Consider the following 17,916-nt stretch of genomic DNA (forward strand, 5'->3'; position numbering starts at 1 on the left):
CCAAAAGGCAGCTTCATGCTCCTCGTTTCAGGGGTTTGCCTCCTGAACGAAGACACAAAGATAGAATTGGAGGACACAGCAGCCGCTATTTCAACCAAATCACTGGTTTTGGCACAGGCTGCGGACTCAGGAGCCGCTAATGCGCTGCCCATCATCATTTTGAGAGGATTATGAAGGCAATAGCGGATCTCCTGTCCGCTTAAGGTCCGAAATTGGATTAAAAGCCAGAATAGCGGAATTTCAGTCCTTCAAAAAAGGAGTTGAGCGTCCCAAGCTGCGTGTTCTCAGCCACAGTGTTCTCTGCAACTTGCTCTCAGCAACAATCGCATGCTGTGGTTCCTTAAGCCTTGAATGGTCAGAGGAGATTGGCCTCGAATAAGCATTAAGCAAGGAGTAGCAGGAAGGGCTCCCGTTTGTATACACATCCTAGTCAATAAAAAAATTAGTTTGACAGCGCTTCCCATAAAATGATACTATCTTCTCCCTGTCATTTTAACAACGTGAGGAGGAAAGCACTTGATTGAGGTTAACGGAATAAGCAAGTCCTTCCTGGTGTCGAAGCGGCCGCCGGGATTGGCGCATGCGGTAAAATCGCTTTTTCGGAGGGAATATACGGTGGTGGAGGCGCTGCAGAATATTTCATTTACGATTGGCTCCGGCGAAATTGTCGGTTACATTGGCCCGAATGGCGCCGGAAAATCGACGACGATTAAGACGATGAGCGGCATTCTCGTACCAGATAGCGGGACATGCTCGATTATGGGGTACACCCCTTGGAAGGATCGCGTTTCATATGTAAAAAATATCGGCGTCGTGTTTGGACAGCGCTCGCAGCTATGGTGGGACGTTCCGGTCCTGGACTCCTTCGAGCTGCTGCGCGACATCTATCGCATTCCTCCGCTGGAATATCGATCTACTCTGGCACTGCTCGTGGAAACGCTGGATTTACAAGCGCTGCTGCATACTCCCGTTCGCCAGCTCAGTCTTGGACAGCGAATGCGCTGTGAAATTGCCGCTTCGCTGCTGCATAGCCCCAGCCTGCTGTTTCTGGATGAGCCGACGATTGGGCTTGATGCCGTATCCAAAATCGCCGTCAGGCAGTTCATTAAAACGATCAATGAAGAAAAAGGCGTTACCGTCATTTTGACGACCCACGATATGAATGATATTGAAGCACTCGCAAGCCGCCTGCTGCTCATCGGCAAAGGGAAGCTGCTTTATGACGGCACCGTGCAAGGACTACGCAGCCGTTATGGCAGCAAAAGCGGAGCGGCAGAAGCTTCACAGCTGCAGCAGGCATCCGCTTCAACGTCTGAACAGGGCCATTCTACAGGCAGCCTGTCCATCGAAGACATTGTCGTGCAAATGTATAAGGAGTACGCGCTATGATAAAACCTTATTACGCCGTACTCAGACTGCGGCTCAGCAACGGGCTGCAATACCGTGCCGCCGCATATGCAGGCATCGGGACGCAGTTTTTTTTCGGCTTTATTTTCATTATGGTGTTTGAAGCCTTTTATGCCCAGACCAGTGCAGCCGCACCACAAATGAGCCTCTCCGAGGTTGTCGCCTATTGCTGGCTCAAGCAAGCGTTCCTTGCCTTCATCGTATTATGGCTGCGGGACAATGAGCTGTTTCAGCTCATTACAAGCGGCAATATTGCCTATGAGCTGTGCAGGCCAAGCGGCATTTATGGCCTCTGGTATGCAAAGCTGCTCGCCCAGCGGCTGTCCAGCGCTTTGCTTCGCTGCCTGCCGATATTGCTGGTGAGCTTTTTTCTGCCACAGCCCTACAGGCTTGAGCTGCCACCTGACTTTGCCGCCTTTCTCCTATTCGTCTGCTCGCTTATCATAGGCTTGTTCCTGATCGTAGCTATCTCTATGCTCATTTATATTTCAGTATTTATTACGATGTCACCGGCCGGCTCCTTGCTGATGTTCAGCGTGTTTGGCGAGTTTTTCGCCGGAATGATTATTCCGGTGCCGCTTATGCCGGATTGGATGCAGCGGATCGTCTATGCTCTTCCCTTCCACTGGACCGTTGACTTCCCGTTTCGCGTCTACACCGGAAACATTTCCACGCTGGATGCCAGAGCGGGGCTGCTGTTTCAACTACTGTGGCTCGCCGCCCTTATTTTCATTGGCAAAATCGCGATGAACAAGGCGCTGCGACGCGTCGTTGTACAAGGAGGCTGATGCGGCGATGACGCTTTATTTTAAATACATGCTGCTGCTGTTCAAAGCGCAAATGGAGTACCGCGCTTCTTTTCTGCTGCTTGTGCTTGGACAATGCTTAACGCCATTTACTGTATTTACCGGGCTATATTTCATGTTCGAGCGTTTCGGGGACATGAAGGGCTGGAGCTTTTACGAGGTGCTGCTGTGCTTTGCTGTGACGCATATGGCTTTCTCAATTACCGAATGCTTCGCACGCGGGTTTGATATGTTCTCCTCGCTAGTTGTCAGCGGGGATTTCGACCGGCTGCTCGTTCGGCCGCGCGGCACCATTATTCAGGTGCTGGGCTCCAAATTTGAATTTTCCCGCGTCGGGCGTCTGCTGCTCGGAGCCGGGGTCCTCATCTGGGCGATCATGAATCTGGACATCGCATGGTCGCCGCTCAAAATAACGGCGCTCGTGCTGATGGAAGCCAGCGGCGTCATTATTTTTGCCAGCATCTTTATTTTGTGCGCTTCGTTTAGCTTCTGGACCGTACAGGGACTTGAAATCGCCAATATTTTGACCGATGGCGGGCGGGAAATGACGCAATATCCGCTGAGCATCTACCATAGGCGCATTCAGCAATTTTTCACCTTTATTATCCCGTTCGGCTGTGCCAACTATTTGCCGCTGCAATACATACTCGGACGCGAGGAAAACCCGATATATGCTTTTCTGCCGCTGGCAGGACTGCTTTTCCTTGTGCCTTGTCTGCTCATCTGGCAAATCGGCGTTCGGCGCTACCGCTCAACCGGATCGTAGAGCTGTTGTATAAATAGCTAGTTAATCGGCCGCCGGATAAATGCGATAGGCATCACGGCCAGCAGCGTCGGAGGCATGGGGGGCTGCACCATCCAATCTGGACAACGACCAACCGTAAGAAAGCACTGCGGCAAGCCGATCAGCTTCATCGTTCGTCAGCCATGCATGGACCGCTTCGCTGCCTGACTCCAATAGGAGCTCCGCCTCCTGCTTGAAGGCAACCTTGAGCCAGCTGTGAATGCCGCGAATCGTATTGTATTTAATTTGATAGCCCTCGGTCACAGCCTGTGCAAAAAGCTCCGCATCGCTGCTGGCTAAAGCATTTAATACGCTGTAGTCAAATTGAAAGGGGCTCGTGTCCTCGGGAAAATCGCCCGCATGCACCTTGCGGATCAATTGTTCATCCGTCCAGCCATAGGACTTAAGCGATTCCAGCAATAGCGCATCCCACTGTGATAGTTTAATAACCGTTCCTGTCTTTGCATCCATCAAATACATCTCCTTTATTTGTGCCTATACTTGTCCTTATATGAGTAAAGAGATTGCCCCGGCCATCACGAAGGAGGGGGGCAATCTCTTTCTATTATTTAGCTGTTGCGCCTGCTTGGTAGGCGTTCAAAAACTCTTTTACTTTTGCCGAATCAGCTTTCAGCTCTAGGCCTGTTTTCACGAGCGGGCTAAGCGTAGAAATCGCTTTGAATTTATTGCCGCCGTAATAGGCTAAAAATTCATCCTGATTGATCGAGTAAAGCACAGCTTTTCTCAAATCTGCACTTTCTGCAACTGGACGGTTTTTCGTATTAAACAGCAGGTACGAAGCCGCGTTGCTCGGAATCGTCTGGAGCGCCAGCTTGCTGTCGCCCTTCACGATGTCAAACTTCGTTTCAGGCACGCTGTAATAAAGATGAATTTCGCCGCTGCGCAGTGCGGACAATGCGCTATCGGCATCTTTAATAAAGCGAACTTTAATCGATGTAATTTTCGGCTCATGCTTCGTGCCCTTCATGTAGCCAGGGTTTTTATAGAAGACAGCTTCATAGTCGTTTTTGTGAGCCAAGATGTAAGGTCCGCTTGTGTACAGCGTATTGTTGTACTGGCTGCCCTCGGTTACCGTGTTTTGGTCGCCGTAAGGAATATCCTTGTTCACATCGAATTTGGCTACATCGTACGTATTAATTTTTTCTACCTGCTTCTTGGATACGATACCCGCAGATTGGTGGGCCAAATAATTCAGCACTTGCGGGAATGGCACCGTTGTTGTCAGCTTCACAACCTGGTACTTGCCTTCCTTGCTATTTGCCTGTGCCTTATCCGACACGAGCTCGGAAATTTTGGCATCGAGCCCTTTTTCCAGTTCATTTTTCACATTATCGCTGCCGCTGGACAGCTTTACAGACTCAAGCGCTGCCGGATCAGTAACCAGCTCGACATTTTTAATATGCTCGTGCAGGGTATACGTCCGGTGGTCAGGAACGGAATCTTTATTTTTGGCGCGATCCAGCGAGAAAATAACGTCGTCGGCGCCTACACGCTCGCCAGAATCGGCAACGAGCTTGTCTTTAATTTCCGCAAAATGAATATCATCACGCAAAATGAAATAATAATCGGAATTGCCTTCGGCAATCGCAAAGTTATACGACAATGAGCCTTCTGCCGTCAGCTTGTCGTCATCGGTCAGGTTCAGCAGGCGCACGTATTGGTTCGTGTTGATAATGTTAATGGAGCCATCATTGCCTTTAATCGGGTCAAGCGAAGTCAAGGTCGCCATAGCCGATTGCAGCACCAACGCTTCCGTATTGCGCTTCGATGCGTCTTTAAAATCCAGCTCTTCCCACGGGAGCGATCTAGACTTCGATAGGCGAACGCTGTCCTTGTTCAGCACTTCCTGATTGAATGCTTGCGACTTAAGCGAGCTGTAAAGCGGAGCAATATAGGCGTTGTCAAAAACGAGCTTTTGCTCCAATTGTTTATACGTTTCTGTGTATTGATCCGGTGTTTGTGTGGAAGCCGTATCAATGAGGGCATCAATGTCCTTATCGCTCATAATGCTATAGTCACCGCCGGTTTTAAACAGCGAGCGAACCGCATAGTCCGGATTTCCCGTTACTGTCGTCCAGCTCGACAACGCTATATCATAGTTGCCAGCATCCTGCTGCGCTTTAAAAGTACCGTAATCCGCTTGAATGTTCAGCTTAACGTTAAAGCCGTTTTTCACCAGCTGGTCACGTACAATGTTGAGATCCGTCTCATTGCTGCTCATTCCGAGCAATTCAATATCAACCGGCTTGCTGTCAACAACTGCCTCTGCGCCCTCCGTCGCTTGCGGCGAGCTTGCAGCCTCATCCTTCGTCGTCAATGTGCAGCCGCTCAGCATAATAGCCAGACTGAGCAGAATAAGTGAAAATAGCTTTCTTTTGTGTTTCATGTTTCTCTCTCCTCTTGTAATAATCTATAGTCTATAAGTTAACTCACATTCGTACATCGCCAATACATCGTTTCGTAACGTAGCTTTGGATGGAATATGAATGAGGTTACAGCAAATACAGTTGCAATTGCAGCTTTAGCGCTGCCCTAATCCAGCTTCGGATCTAATGTATCCCGCAGGCCGTCGCCGAGAAAATTAAACGATAGCACGAGCGCAATAATCGCAAGCCCCGGATATATCGCCGTATAGGCGTGGGTTTCCAAATAGGCGCTGCCCAGCCGCAAAATATTGCCCCATTCCGGTATATGCGGCTCGACTCCCAAACCGAGATAGCTCAAGCTGCTTGTTGAAATGACAGCTGTGCCTATTGTAAGCGTCGATTTCACAATCATAGGAGCGATAGCGTTAGGCACAATATGCTTGAACAAAATAACGAGGTCGCCTGAGCCGAAAGCCCGCGCGGCCTGTACATATTCGAGCGTCGATACGAGCAGCACATTCGCCCGCATCGTACGGGCATAGGTCGGAATAGCGCCGATACTCAGCGCCAATATTAAATTAGTCGTGCTGGCGCCAAAAGCGGCAATAATCGCGATAGCCAGCAAAATACCGGGAATGGCGTATAACACATCCAGTGCACGCATGATAATGTTATCCGCATGGCGGCCATAATAGCCGGACACCGCACCCAGCACACCGCCGATTAAGACGGGAATGAGTGTAGATAAAAAGCCGACTAGCAGCGAGATTCGGGCTCCAAATACGATGCGTGAAAGCAAATCCCGGCCGAAATTGTCCGTACCCAGCGGATAAGCGAGGCTTGGATGCTGCAAAATCGCTCCATAATTATTATCGATAGCCAGTCCATAATCAAAGATCAAATAGCTGGTGACCGACAAGGTCAGCAGGAACAAAATAAAGAGCAGTCCCAGCATCGACGTTGAGCTTCTGGACAGCCGCTCCACCACATTGCTCACCCGTGAGCCGGATGTAAAGCTTCGATCTCGGAGCTTGGCGATAAGCAGCAAGCCGAGGAACAGAGCAAACAGATTGCCGCTCACTGCCGTTGCGATTAGGATCAAGGCGACCAGCCACATCCAGCGCGGCAATTCCGCCTTGTCAGCGTATTTGGCAACAAGCAGCAGGCTTGCAAGCTGGATAACCGCTGAGATGAGCAGCAACAGCATGCCGAGCAAAAACGTATTCGCGACATAAGGCTTGAACAGATTTAAAGCAGAGACGGCGAACACAAGCACCGTAGTCAGCAAAGTATAAACAGCAAGCGTATAAGCAGCGCTCTTCTTCCGTTTAATGAGCTGGAATGCTGCGGTAGCAATAAACACATTCACCGTCACCAAGCTGAGCAGCAGCACATAGCCAAGCGCTCTAGTCAAGCGGCCAAGCTCTCCGCCTTCTTTAAGCAAATCGCGCCGAATGAACGCCCATACCGCAAGCTGCAGCAGCGCAAAACCAAAATAGGCAGCGCTTATGGCAAGTCCAGTTGGCTTGAATGAGGCGTCAGCAGGCGTATAGCTGCTGAGCAGCAGCACAAGCGCCAAAGCGAGGGAAACAATGCCCGCGAAGCTGGCCTGGCTGTACTCCAGGCTAGATTTTAATTTAAAACGAATTTGTTGCTTATTTATGAAATCATTGGACATGGATAGCACCTGCTTTAGTATTGTTTCATTTTGGAGCGAATTCTAGGGTCAAAAAAGGCGTAAAGCAGATCCACAATAACGTTAATAACCGATATCGTAATGGCTGTGTAGACGACGCCGCCCATAATGGCCGGGATATCCGGAATAAACTGCTTGTCTACAATATAGCTCCCAATCCCGCTAATGTTGAACACCTTCTCCGTCACTGCCGCCCCGCCAAGCATCGCGCCAAATTGCAGTCCAATAACCGTAATAATCGGAATGAGCGCATTGCCTACAGCATGCTTCCAAATGACCTGCCGGCGGGCCAGTCCTTTCGCTCTGGCGGTCGTAATATAGTCATCATGGATAACCTCCAGCGTTGAAGAGCGGGTCATGCGCGCAACCGCCGCCGTCAGGCCTGTACCTAGAACGACGATCGGCATAATCGCCGACAGCGCATTTTGTGGATTATAAGTAGCTGGCAGCCAGGATAGCTTGATCGAGAAATTCAAAATAAAAATCAATCCTTGCCAGAAATTCGGAATCGACAGCCCTAGCAAAGCAATGAACATAAAGGTGTAGTCGAAAAAGGAACCTGGCCTCGTTGCCGAAATAATGCCGATTGGCAAAGCAATCAATACCGCGATCAGCGTCGAGACGATCAGTAGTCCAGAAATCAGCGACAGTACGAAAAACGCGGGCCGCTTGAGCAGAGAGTGGAACGTATCACTAAACGTCAGCTTCCCTTGCTGCTTCTCTGTCAGACGTTCCAATACGCGGGTGGCAAGCTGCTCTTTAAATTTAGCGGCAGCGATTCGCCTCGCTTCCTGCTCCGTTTTGACTGCGCTGGGCGACTGACCGAAAAAACGCTGCTTGCGCTGTATCTGATCCAGCGCCTCCGCAAGCAGCTTGTCCATGCTGCCTGCTTGCAGCAGCTCTTCTCTCGTCTCTTCCTCAAGCCGGCGATAGCCAAACCGGGCTTTACGATATAAATAAACCGCGAATACGAACGCGGATACGGGTGCGCCTGCGATAAGCAGCAGCAGCCTGTAGGCTGGATGCTGAAGCATTTTACGATAGACAGCAGCCGTTAGGTCTGTGATGCCATTTCCTATTTTCAAATCTTGCCCCGTCAAGCATGTCCGCCCCTTTTACTCTAGCAATTTTAATTGCATTATTCCGATGGATATAGTAGATTTTATTTTAAGGAATACAAAATGTCAACATTCTACTAAATATGATTTGCATTTAATATTTTCCCTAAGGAAAACTAATCCATTGCAGGTGACGATATGAAACCATTATTACAAGTAAATAATTTGTCCGTTTCCTTCTTTTCTCGCGATTCAGAGGTTGAAGCGGTACGCGGTGTAAGCTTTGAAGTGAAGCAAGGAGAGACGCTCGGCATCGTAGGCGAATCGGGCAGCGGCAAAAGCGTAACCGCCCGCACCATTATGCGTTTGCTCCCTTCTCCCCCCTCTATAGTCAAAGGCGGCGAGGTATTATTTCAAGGCGATAATCTCGCCCATAAATCAGAGCACGAAATGGAGAAAATACGCGGCAAGGATATCGGCATGATTTTTCAGGACCCGATGTCTTCGCTTAATCCGACGATGCGCATCGGCCGGCAAATTGAAGAAAGCTTAATCAAGCATCGCAAGCTCGGCAAGCAGGAAGCCCGGAAAGCGGCAACCCAGATGCTGGACATGGTTGGCATTTCGAATAGCGAGTCCCGCTATTATCAATACCCTCATGAATTTTCCGGTGGCATGCGGCAGCGGGTTATGATTGCGATCGCCCTCGCTTGCCGGCCTTCCCTGCTCATCGCAGACGAGCCTACGACTTCACTGGACGTAACGATTCAGGCGCAAATTTTGCAGCAGATGAAGGAATTGCAGCAGCAGCTTGGAACGTCCATTATTTTGATTACGCATGATTTGGGCGTTGTAGCAGGGATGTGCGACCGCGTAGTCGTCATGAAGGATGGGGAAATTGTGGAGACCGGCACGACGGAGCAAATTTTCGAAAGTCCACAGCATCCGTATACAGTAAAGCTGCTTCACGCCCTGCCGCGTCTGGATGAGAAAAAGAAGCCCAAGCCGAAGCCGTTGCTATCCCGTCCGGAGGACAATGTTCCGCTGCTGCAGGTGCGCTCTTTGCGGCAGCATTTTGACCTCGGCAAAGGCCAAATCGTTAAGGCGGTTAACAATGTGAGCTTTGATATTAAAGCTGGCGAGACGCTTGGCGTTGTCGGCGAATCGGGCAGCGGCAAGTCGACGACAGGCCGCACGATATTGCGGTTAAACGAAGCGACAGGCGGGGAAGTGCTGTACCGGGGAATACCGCTCCAGCATTTAAATCGGGCAGAGATGAAGCAAATGCGGCGGCATATGGGCATTATTTTTCAAGATCCCTATGCTTCGCTTAACCCACGCCTGCGCATTGTCGATATTATTGGCGAGGCGCTGGACGCTCATGGCATGACGAAGGGCAAGACGAACCGTCTCAAACGCGTAGAGGAGCTGCTCGAATTGGTCGGGCTGAACGCCTCCCATGCCCTCCGCTATCCGCATGAGTTTTCCGGCGGGCAGCGGCAGCGTATTGGCATCGCCCGTACGCTGGCGGTCGAGCCGGAATTTATCGTCTGCGACGAGCCGCTGTCTGCTCTCGACGTCTCGATTCAGGCGCAAATTGTGAAGCTCTTGGAGGAGCTTCAACAGCGGCTTGGCTTGACTTACTTGTTTATCGCCCATGATCTGTCCATGGTTAAGCATATTAGCGACCGGGTCGCGGTTATGTATAAGGGCAAAATCGTTGAGCTGGCTGAAAGCGAGGAGCTATATACGAATCCGCTCCATGCGTATACGAAGTCGCTGCTCGCGGCCATCCCGGTTCCTGATCCAGCTATTGAGTCGAAGAAACGACTCCTGCCGCATACGGAGGCATCCAAAGCCGATCCATACGGGCTGGAGCATTCTTCCTTTATTGAAGTGAAGCCGGGGCATTTTGTTGCCGTTGCAGGAGCTTAGACTTACAAATAAGCTTTAGAACAGAATAAGCTAACACAGGTTTAAAAAATGAACAGCCAGCGCTGCCGAAAGATAGACGGCAGGCGCTGGCTGTTCAGCGTTCTTTTTTTTCACAGAAACAACGTTCTATCCCTATTTAACTTCATAAGTTGCGACGCTTTATTATTTGCTGCATCAGGAAACGATATCCGTAATTGAGAAGATTGGGAAGATCAAGCTGTTTTCTCGGCCTCTATGATCCTTTATGGTCCTTGTTTTCTAAACTCCGTTGGAGGAAGGCCAGCGATTTTCTTAAATTGCTTTGAAAAATAAAACAGGTCATTAAAGCCCGCTTGCTCGGCAACCTCGCTAATGCTTAACGAAGAATCGGCCAGCAGCTCCTTCGCTTTTTCGATTTTTAAACGAGCGATGTATTGAATCGGCGGTACGCCCATTTGCTCCTTAAACATCCTTATAAAGTAGTTCGGATGCAGGCACGCTCGCTTTGCCAGGTCATGAATGGTGATGTCGCTGCTGCTATTCATATGGATATAGCTCAAAATTTCCGTCAGCCGCTGAGTGGCAGCCGCATTCTTCAAGCTGATGCTCTCCTCGCCCTGCTGCATAATGAACAACGAAAACAGCTCCAGCAGCTTCGCTTTTGCAAGCAGCTTGGCGTAGATCGTCTGATCGTTCGCATAATGCACCAGTTCGGCAAAAATCGTCCGTACCCGCTCCTGATCAGCAGCCGCGCAAAGATAAGGCACATCCAGCAGCTTGAACAAGTTGATTTCCCCAACTTTGGCGCTGAAATGGCACCAATATTTGCGGTATGTGGCACTCCCGTCAATAGACGAATACGATTGAGGCACGCCCTCCGGCATCAGGATAAGCTGTCCTGGAGCAGGTGAATACTCCTCATCGCCGATTTTGACCCAGCCGCTGCCATGCTCGATGAAATAAAACTTGCTGTAATCCGGCGTAAAATCGAGATCACGCCATTCGGTACTGACCGTATTATGATGGGCGATAAATAGCTCGACCTGCATATGGGACAAATAATAAGCGAGCAAGGAATGAGCATTCATGGGGCAAACCCGCTTCCATGGTTAATTTTATACAAATAAAAGTTAGTGTCCCACATTCTTAATCTTGTTAGCGCTTGCTAGAATAGCCATGTAGATTTCAAATCGGAAAGGACGGTAACAAAAACCATGAATAAACAAGATTATTTGAACAAAATAGCCGCAACAATTGCGCAGGGCCCTTATCGTGATGATTGGCAATCCCTCGGCGATTTTGAGATTCCGGCTTGGTATAAGCAAGCTAAATTCGGCATTTTCATTCACTGGGGCGTGTACGCCGTTCCAGCCTTCGGCAACGAATGGTACCCGCGAAATATGTATATCCAGGGCAGCAAGGAATATGAGCATCACCTTGCCACCTATGGCGAGCATAAAAACTTTGGCTACAAGGATTTTATCCCCATGTTTCAGGCTGAAAAATTTGATGCCGAGGAATGGGCTGACCTGTTCCAGCGCTCGGGAGCAAAATATGTCATGCCCGTTGCGGAGCATCATGACGGCTTTCAAATGTACAAAAGCGCCGTTTCCCGCTTTAACGCCTTTGAAATGGGACCTAAACGGGATTTGCTGAATGAAATGAAAACCGCTTTTGAACAAAAGAATTTGACCTTCTGCGTCTCTTCCCACCGTGCGGAGCATTGGTTTTTCCTGTCGCATGGCAAGGAGTTCGAATCCGATATCCAAGAACCGCTTGAGTGCGGCGATTTCTACTGGCCCTCCATGCCTGAGCCGGATCATCATAACTTGTATGAATCCCCTCCGACGGATGAATATATGGAGGACTGGCTCATTCGCTGCTGCGAGCTGATCGATAATTATGAGCCGAAAGTTTTATATTTTGACTGGTGGATTCAGCATGCCTCGTTCAAGCCGTATTTGAAAAAGCTAGCGGCATATTATTACAATAAATCCGCTGAGCTTGGCTTCGGGGGCATTATTAACTATAAGCATGACGCCTATATGCTCGGCAGCGCCGTTCCAGATGTGGAACGCGGACAATTCGCCGACCTGAAGCCGTATTACTGGCAAACCGATACCGCTGTTGCCCGAAACTCATGGAGCTATACGCCTAACAATGATTATAAATCGCCGCTTGAGCTCATTCAAGATTTGGTCGATATCGTCAGCAAAAACGGCAATCTGCTGCTGAATGTTGGTCCTAAAGCTGATGGTACGATCCCACAGGAGGATCAAGACATTTTGCTCGCGATCGGAGGATGGCTTGAGACGAACGGCGAGGCAATCTATGATACGAGCTACTGGCGTACTTACGGGGAAGGACCGACGAAGGTTGCAGAGGGACAATTTACTGACGGCAAAAGCAAAATCTTCACTCCGCAGGATATCCGCTTTACGGTGAAGGGAAGCTGTCTGTATGCGACCGTGCTCGTCTATCCAGAGGACGGCGAGGTTAAAATTACATCGCTGAAAGAGAAATCCCATGATTTCCAAGGCATTATTCAGCAGGTCGAGGTGCTTGGCTTTGAGGAGCAGCCCGTCTGGGAGCGGACTGATGAGGCGCTAGTCGTGAAGACGAATGACGTTCGCAGCCTGTATCCGGTTGTACTGAAAATTACAGTAGATTAAGATTCCATATAAGTGCCCTCTCTTTGGGTGATGTGTTCTAGTCAAACATCACTCTACCAAAGAAAAGGGCACTTTTTTTACTTTTGTATAAACCTTTACTAGCTGCCTGATATATGAAGACTATTAGACTATAAAAACAATCAAATGCCTCGTTACGGAAAATAGATTTCAGTCATATATTGTAATACATACAAGAAAGGGAGGTTTGCACATGTCAAACTTCAGATCATCATCCTGTTCCGGCGGCAACCGCACTGGAGGTAAACGCACTGGTGGCAACCGTACTGGCGGCAATCGCACTGGAGGTAAACACACTGGTGGCAGCCGTACTGGCGGCAATCGCACTGGAGGTAAACACACTGGTAGCAACTGCACTTGTGGCAACCGTACTGGCGGCGAGCGTTCAAAAGGCAATCACTCGCATGGTCACCATCACCGTTCGCACGGCCACCATCACCACTCGCGTGGTCAATGCAACCAGGCTGAGCAATACAAAAAAAACTCGGATGACGATTACGAGTAAATAACTAAGCAGCTCACATGCTTGGACCAACTGTCGCCTTTTATATGAAGGCGACTTTTCTCATTTGCGCAAAAAAAGAACAAAAGATCAAAGAAAACCTTCAAACAACGCTTCATCAGCTTTGTTTGAAGGTTTTCTTTCCCCTCTTTTAAGACTGCTTGTTCATTTTGTAAGCATGATACTGTGCATGAATATATTCGCTTTCAATACTTGTATCATACCATTTCTCCTTAAAAACATAGCCAAACGCGGCATCTTTCTGACAGAGATCATTCAGCGCATCTGTTAGCTGGAGCTCTCCCCCGTCTTTAGCCTTCAATTGATCAAGAGCAGCAAATATTTTGGGTGTCAAAATATATCTCCCCATGACTGCAAGCTGGGATGGCGGGTCCATTTTAGGCTTCTCGACAATAGAAGTAAGCCGGTACACTCCGGCTTGAATCTGTATTCCAGAAATCACTCCATAATTTTGCAGAAGTTCCTTCTCCACAGACTGCAGTCCGATAATCGGACGCTTGTACTGCTCGTACAGCTTAATCATTTTGCGCAGCGGAGGCGGCTGTTTCAAGCAAAGCTGATCCGGCAGCAATACAACAAACGGGTCATCCCCTACGAACGTTTGTCCTAACTGAACAGCATGGCCAAGCCCGAGAGCCTCCGGCTGCCTTACGTATTGAAAGCAAACTTTCGGCGGCTCTATACCTTGAAGCATGCTGTTTTTCTGATGTTTGGTTAAAAACCATTCCAACTCAATGGAGCGATCAAAGTAATCCATAATCTCTGTCTTATTGCGAGAGAGAATAATTAAGATTTCTTTTATTCCGGCATTGATCGCTTCCCTAACAATATAGTCAATGACGGGCCGACTATTAATAGGAAACATTTCCTTTGGAATCGCTTTAGTAATCGGCAGGTTGCGTGTTCCGTATCCCGCTGCAGGAATAATAGCTTTAAATACCACTGATATCACCTCGTTTTGCTGGAAGCTCACCTAATATTTACTAGTAGTATATTAGCGAAAATCAATTTTGAAGCTTGTCCTCTATGAAAATAAGGCGAATGCGGCAACCCAATTCAATAACCACGATCTTAATTTAATAGATGCAGCAGCCGTGACCATTCTTAACAAAAATCTATATTTTAGTAGTAGTAGTAGATTTCGAGAGGAGCGATATTAATGGAGATTTGTATTGCTGGAGCGGGCTACGTTGGCCTAACAACAGCAGCTGTGCTGGCAGACATTGGCCATACCGTATTTTGCACGGATGTTGATGCGGGCAAAATTGCCAAGCTTCAGAAAGGGATTATTCCGATTTACGAGCCTGGCCTAACCGAAATGATTACGGAAAAACAGCAGCAAGGGACGCTCTTTTTCGATACGGATAGCAAGAAGCATATGGCTCATTGTCCTGTCATTATGATTGCAGTAGGCACGCCTTCAGCGAAGAATGGCAGCGCCAACATGATTTATGTCAAGCATGTCATTGCCGCTATTGCAGAGACGATTCGCTCACACAAAATCATTATTATGAAAAGCACCGTTCCGCCCGGCACGGCTGATTGGGTTGAAGAAGAGCTTCAGGCGCGAGGGATTGATCCCGATTTATTCGACATCGTCTCTAATCCTGAATTTCTAAGAGAAGGAACAGCCATCGAGGATACCGTTCATCCTGATCGTATTGTGATTGGCGCTAAGCGAGGTGAGGCTGCCATGATCGTCCAAGACATGTATAGCTCCCTTCAAACGAGGTTTCTGTTAACGAACCAGCTGGAGGCTGAACTGATCAAATACGCCTCCAATGCTTTCCTCGCCACCAAAATCTCCTTCATTAATGAAATCGCCAGGATTTGCGACGCCTATAATGCTGACATTACAGAGGTATCGCAGGGAATTGGCCTGGATGAGCGAATTGGGGGCAGATTCCTGCAAGCCGGCCTCGGCTACGGCGGGTCCTGCTTTCCTAAAGACGTGAACGCCTTGAATTATGTGGCTGCCTCTAAGGGTGTTAAGCTTGATCTGCTGCATGCTGTCAAGAAAATCAATCGTTCACAAATAGACATTTACCTGAATAAAATAACCCATGCTTTAGGCGAATGGACCGAAACGCCGCGAATTGCCGTATGGGGGGCAACCTTTAAAGAAAACACAGACGATATTCGCTATTCCCAAGCGGTTGCTTTAATGAAAAAGCTAACGCGCAAAGGGTATGCGGTATATGCTTACGACCCGCTTGCAACCCCCGAGCTTCCTTCCGTTATTTGGTGCTCAAGTCCGTATGTAGCTGTGGAGCAAGCGGATGTGCTGGTAGTCGCCACTGCATGGGACTCATTCCTAGAAGCCGATTGGCAAAGGGTCAAAACGCTAATGAGGCACCCAGTTATTGTAGACGGACGAAATTCCCTGAACAAGAAAATGATAGAATCACATGGGTTTGCTTATATAGGGGTTGGTCGCCCATGAAAATCATCGTAACTGGCGCTGCTGGCTTTATCGGATCCCACCTATGCGAATATTTGCTGGCAAGCGGTGAGCATGAAGTTATCGGAGTTGATGCGTTCGTTCGTGAAGAATTGCAATGGATTGGCACTAAAAACATGGATAGCTTTCTGAATCACCCGCAATTCAAAATGATTACAACTAATATGCTCCTCATTGATTGGAAAAAATTGCTTAAAGATGTAGATATCATCTATCATCTGGCTGGCATACCGGGTGTTCGCTCCAGCTGGGGAACCGATTTCCAGAGCTACGTTGAATCCAATATTCTTGCTACTCAGCAGCTTCTCGAGGCTTGTCGTCAAGCATCGATTAAAAAATTTGTATTCGCATCTACCTCTTCCGTTTATGGAGAAACGATGGGGCAAGTATCTGAGGACTCGCCGCTTGCCCCTCTCGCCCCTTATGGTGTCAGCAAATTAACAGGCGAGCATTTATGCCGGGTCTATAGCCAAAATGTTCCTATCGTTATTTTACGCTTCTTTACCGTGTATGGGCCTCGTCAACGCTCCGACATGGCGTTTCATCGTTTTATTAAACAGCTGCTGGCTGATGATCCGATTACTTTAATTGGCGACGGCTTGCAATCTAGGGATTTCACATATATCAGTGATTGCGTAGAAGCAATCGCCGCTGTAGCTAGCGCCCCCCACGTCATAGGAGAAACCATTAACATTGGCGGTTCAGAGCGGGCTACTATCATACAGGTTATTCGAACCCTGGAGCTTCTTACTGGAAAAAAAGCAGCAATCGCTCCAAGTGGCAGCATGCACGGAGAGCCTATGCACACTTGGGCCAATATATCCAAAGCCAGACGTCTTCTGCAATACGAACCCAAAATCAGTTTAAAAACCGGATTAGCCAAGGAACTCGCGTATTTTAGCAACCTTTATAAATGACAGGAGGCTGTCTCCGTATGAGACTGGCATTCATATGTACGGAAAAGCTCCCCTCTCCCGCTGTTAGAGGGGGAGCCATCCAAATCATGATGGACGGAGTAACTCCCTTTTTATCACAGAAACATCAATTAACGATCTACTCCATTACCGATGCTGATCTGCCCGACAGGGAGACGCGTGGTGACACTAAATATATCCGCTTTCCAAGAGAAAGCTATGTTGAGGATGTTGCGCGTTCATTGAAAGAGCACGCCTATGATGTCGTTCATGTATTTAATCGTCCTAAAAACATCGTGACTTATAAGGAAGCTTCCCCGACTAGCCGTTTTGTCGTCAGCCTGCATAATGAAATGTTTGAGCTCAACAAAATATCCGACATCGAAGCAGAGCTTTGCGTGGAATATGTACACAAAATAACGACGGTAAGCAAATATATTAAATCAACGATTACTAGGCGCGTTCCTGCTGCAGAGGATAAAACAGAGCCGATCTACTCCGGAATTGACCCTAACTCTTATTACCCCATTTGGACCACCCGCGGCTTGCAATTACGCAATCAAATGCGTGAAAAATACGGCGTCCAGAACAACAAAGTCATCTTGTTTGTTGGACGGCTCAGCATCAAGAAAGGGCCTCACCTGCTCATTCAGGCGATGAGCCGTGTCCTCGATGAGCATCCGGATGCCGTCCTTGTTATCGTAGGAGGTAAATGGTTCAGCGATAACACCATTGATGACTATGGACAATGGTTATTAAAGCTGGCTGAGCCTTATCGCAGCAGGGTCATATTCACCAAATTCGTTCAGGCTAACGAAATCCAAAATTATTTTTCAATGGGTGACGTATTTGTTTGCAGCTCCCAATGGCAGGAACCGCTCGCTCGCGTTCATTATGAAGCGATGGCCGCCGGTATCCCCGTCATTACAACCGATCGCGGCGGCAATGCCGAAGTCATTCAACATAAGTGGAACGGCTATATTGTTCGCCACTACACAAGCTCAGACTCATTTGCCAATGCCATTAACTATATGCTTACTTATCGAGACGAAGCAAGAACGATGACGTTCAGAGCCAGGAAAATGGTCGAAGGATTTTACACCTTCCAGCATGTAGCGGATCGTCTGAATAAAATTTACATGTCCGCCTATAGAAGTGAGCCTACCCGGTTATCGAATCTTACTGTATCCAAGCTCAAGAGACTGCGGCCTCTTCGTAAAAAAATTAATCGCCACTCTGGAATCAAACGAATTCAGCAAAGGGGCAGGTAACGATT

General features: G+C 48.5%; 15 protein-coding genes. 9 read left to right on the forward strand and 6 right to left on the reverse strand.

What is annotated here, in order from left to right; all coding sequences use genetic code 11:
- The first annotated feature begins 516 nt into the window (after window positions 1–516).
- The 3 genes from WH37_RS28005 to WH37_RS28015 are packed head-to-tail and all read left to right on the forward strand — an operon-like array spanning window position 517 to window position 2,979.
- Complete coding sequence (locus tag WH37_RS28005) at window positions 517–1,389, forward strand: ABC transporter ATP-binding protein (RefSeq protein ID WP_046233961.1); 873 nt, start codon at window positions 517–519, stop codon at window positions 1,387–1,389.
- On the forward strand, window positions 1,386–2,195 hold the full coding sequence (locus WH37_RS28010; RefSeq protein WP_231594399.1) for an ABC transporter permease: 810 nt from the start codon (window positions 1,386–1,388) through the stop codon (window positions 2,193–2,195). Before WH37_RS28005 ends, WH37_RS28010 begins: the two co-directional genes overlap by 4 nt.
- A gap of 7 nt (window positions 2,196–2,202) precedes the next feature.
- On the forward strand, window positions 2,203–2,979 hold the full coding sequence (locus WH37_RS28015; RefSeq protein WP_046233962.1) for an ABC transporter permease: 777 nt from the start codon (window positions 2,203–2,205) through the stop codon (window positions 2,977–2,979).
- 21 nt (window positions 2,980–3,000) lie between these two features.
- Here WH37_RS28015 and WH37_RS28020 read toward each other — a convergent pair whose 3' ends face one another.
- From WH37_RS28020 to WH37_RS28035, 4 genes are all read right to left on the reverse strand, one after another.
- Entirely contained in the window at window positions 3,001–3,468 is a 468-nt protein-coding gene (locus WH37_RS28020; protein WP_046233963.1) for a hypothetical protein, read from the reverse strand.
- Between the two features lie 94 nt (window positions 3,469–3,562).
- Window positions 3,563–5,404, reverse strand: a complete 1,842-nt coding sequence (locus WH37_RS28025; RefSeq protein ID WP_046233964.1) for an ABC transporter substrate-binding protein — start codon at window positions 5,402–5,404, stop codon at window positions 3,563–3,565.
- Window positions 5,405–5,550: 146 nt separating this feature from the next.
- On the reverse strand, window positions 5,551–7,062 hold the full coding sequence (locus tag WH37_RS28030) for an ABC transporter permease (RefSeq protein WP_046233965.1): 1,512 nt from the start codon (window positions 7,060–7,062) through the stop codon (window positions 5,551–5,553).
- Window positions 7,063–7,076: 14 nt separating this feature from the next.
- Window positions 7,077–8,180, reverse strand: a complete 1,104-nt coding sequence (locus WH37_RS28035) for an ABC transporter permease (protein ID WP_046233966.1) — start codon at window positions 8,178–8,180, stop codon at window positions 7,077–7,079.
- 156 nt (window positions 8,181–8,336) lie between these two features.
- Here WH37_RS28035 and WH37_RS28040 point away from each other — a divergent pair, with 156 nt between their 5' ends.
- A complete protein-coding gene (locus tag WH37_RS28040; protein WP_046233967.1) occupies window positions 8,337–10,073 on the forward strand; it encodes an ABC transporter ATP-binding protein in 1,737 nt (578 codons plus the stop codon).
- 242 nt (window positions 10,074–10,315) lie between these two features.
- On the opposite strand, the gene WH37_RS28045 is transcribed toward WH37_RS28040, so the two are convergent.
- Window positions 10,316–11,140, reverse strand: a complete 825-nt coding sequence (locus WH37_RS28045) for an AraC family transcriptional regulator (RefSeq protein WP_046233968.1) — start codon at window positions 11,138–11,140, stop codon at window positions 10,316–10,318.
- A gap of 126 nt (window positions 11,141–11,266) precedes the next feature.
- On the opposite strand from WH37_RS28045, the gene WH37_RS28050 reads away from it, so the two are divergent.
- Window positions 11,267–12,724 carry an alpha-L-fucosidase gene (locus tag WH37_RS28050; RefSeq protein WP_046233969.1) on the forward strand — a complete coding sequence of 486 codons (1,458 nt, stop codon included), beginning with the start codon at window positions 11,267–11,269 and terminating at the stop codon, window positions 12,722–12,724.
- A 272-nt stretch (window positions 12,725–12,996) separates the two neighbouring features.
- Window positions 12,997–13,251, forward strand: a complete 255-nt coding sequence (locus WH37_RS28055) for a hypothetical protein (protein WP_046233970.1) — start codon at window positions 12,997–12,999, stop codon at window positions 13,249–13,251.
- Between the two features lie 144 nt (window positions 13,252–13,395).
- On the opposite strand, the gene WH37_RS28060 is transcribed toward WH37_RS28055, so the two are convergent.
- On the reverse strand, window positions 13,396–14,208 hold the full coding sequence (locus WH37_RS28060; RefSeq protein WP_046233971.1) for a UTP--glucose-1-phosphate uridylyltransferase: 813 nt from the start codon (window positions 14,206–14,208) through the stop codon (window positions 13,396–13,398).
- 216 nt (window positions 14,209–14,424) lie between these two features.
- On the opposite strand from WH37_RS28060, the gene WH37_RS28065 reads away from it, so the two are divergent.
- Genes WH37_RS28065 through WH37_RS28075 form a run of 3 tightly spaced genes read left to right on the forward strand, consistent with a single transcriptional unit; the run spans window position 14,425 to window position 17,911 of the window.
- On the forward strand, window positions 14,425–15,708 hold the full coding sequence (locus WH37_RS28065; protein WP_046233972.1) for a UDP-glucose dehydrogenase family protein: 1,284 nt from the start codon (window positions 14,425–14,427) through the stop codon (window positions 15,706–15,708).
- Window positions 15,705–16,643, forward strand: a complete 939-nt coding sequence (locus tag WH37_RS28070; protein WP_046233973.1) for an NAD-dependent epimerase/dehydratase family protein — start codon at window positions 15,705–15,707, stop codon at window positions 16,641–16,643. Before WH37_RS28065 ends, WH37_RS28070 begins: the two co-directional genes overlap by 4 nt.
- 17 nt (window positions 16,644–16,660) lie before the next feature.
- Window positions 16,661–17,911: a glycosyltransferase family 4 protein gene (locus tag WH37_RS28075; RefSeq protein ID WP_046233974.1), complete on the forward strand. Its 1,251-nt coding sequence runs from the start codon at window positions 16,661–16,663 to the stop codon at window positions 17,909–17,911.
- Window positions 17,912–17,916: the final 5 nt, after the last annotated feature.

Origin of the sequence: Paenibacillus algorifonticola (genome assembly GCF_000971975.1) — a bacterium.
Classification (GTDB): Bacteria; Bacillota; Bacilli; order Paenibacillales; family Paenibacillaceae; genus Pristimantibacillus; species Pristimantibacillus algorifonticola.

Bases quoted from the DNA above. Each gene is read 5' to 3' on its own strand.
- WH37_RS28015 (WP_046233962.1), top strand. From the start codon at position 2,203: ATGACGCTTTATTTTAAATACATGCTGCTGCTGTTCAAAGCGCAAATG.
- WH37_RS28075 (WP_046233974.1), top strand. From the start codon at position 16,661: ATGAGACTGGCATTCATATGTACGGAAAAGCTCCCCTCTCCCGCTGTT.
- WH37_RS28040 (WP_046233967.1), top strand. From the start codon at position 8,337: ATGAAACCATTATTACAAGTAAATAATTTGTCCGTTTCCTTCTTTTCT.
- WH37_RS28020 (WP_046233963.1), bottom strand. From the start codon at position 3,468: ATGGATGCAAAGACAGGAACGGTTATTAAACTATCACAGTGGGATGCG.
- WH37_RS28050 (WP_046233969.1), top strand. From the start codon at position 11,267: ATGAATAAACAAGATTATTTGAACAAAATAGCCGCAACAATTGCGCAG.
- WH37_RS28065 (WP_046233972.1), top strand. From the start codon at position 14,425: ATGGAGATTTGTATTGCTGGAGCGGGCTACGTTGGCCTAACAACAGCA.
- WH37_RS28030 (WP_046233965.1), bottom strand. From the start codon at position 7,062: ATGTCCAATGATTTCATAAATAAGCAACAAATTCGTTTTAAATTAAAA.
- WH37_RS28010 (WP_231594399.1), top strand. From the start codon at position 1,386: ATGATAAAACCTTATTACGCCGTACTCAGACTGCGGCTCAGCAACGGG.
- WH37_RS28045 (WP_046233968.1), bottom strand. From the start codon at position 11,140: ATGAATGCTCATTCCTTGCTCGCTTATTATTTGTCCCATATGCAGGTC.
- WH37_RS28070 (WP_046233973.1), top strand. From the start codon at position 15,705: ATGAAAATCATCGTAACTGGCGCTGCTGGCTTTATCGGATCCCACCTA.
- WH37_RS28025 (WP_046233964.1), bottom strand. From the start codon at position 5,404: ATGAAACACAAAAGAAAGCTATTTTCACTTATTCTGCTCAGTCTGGCT.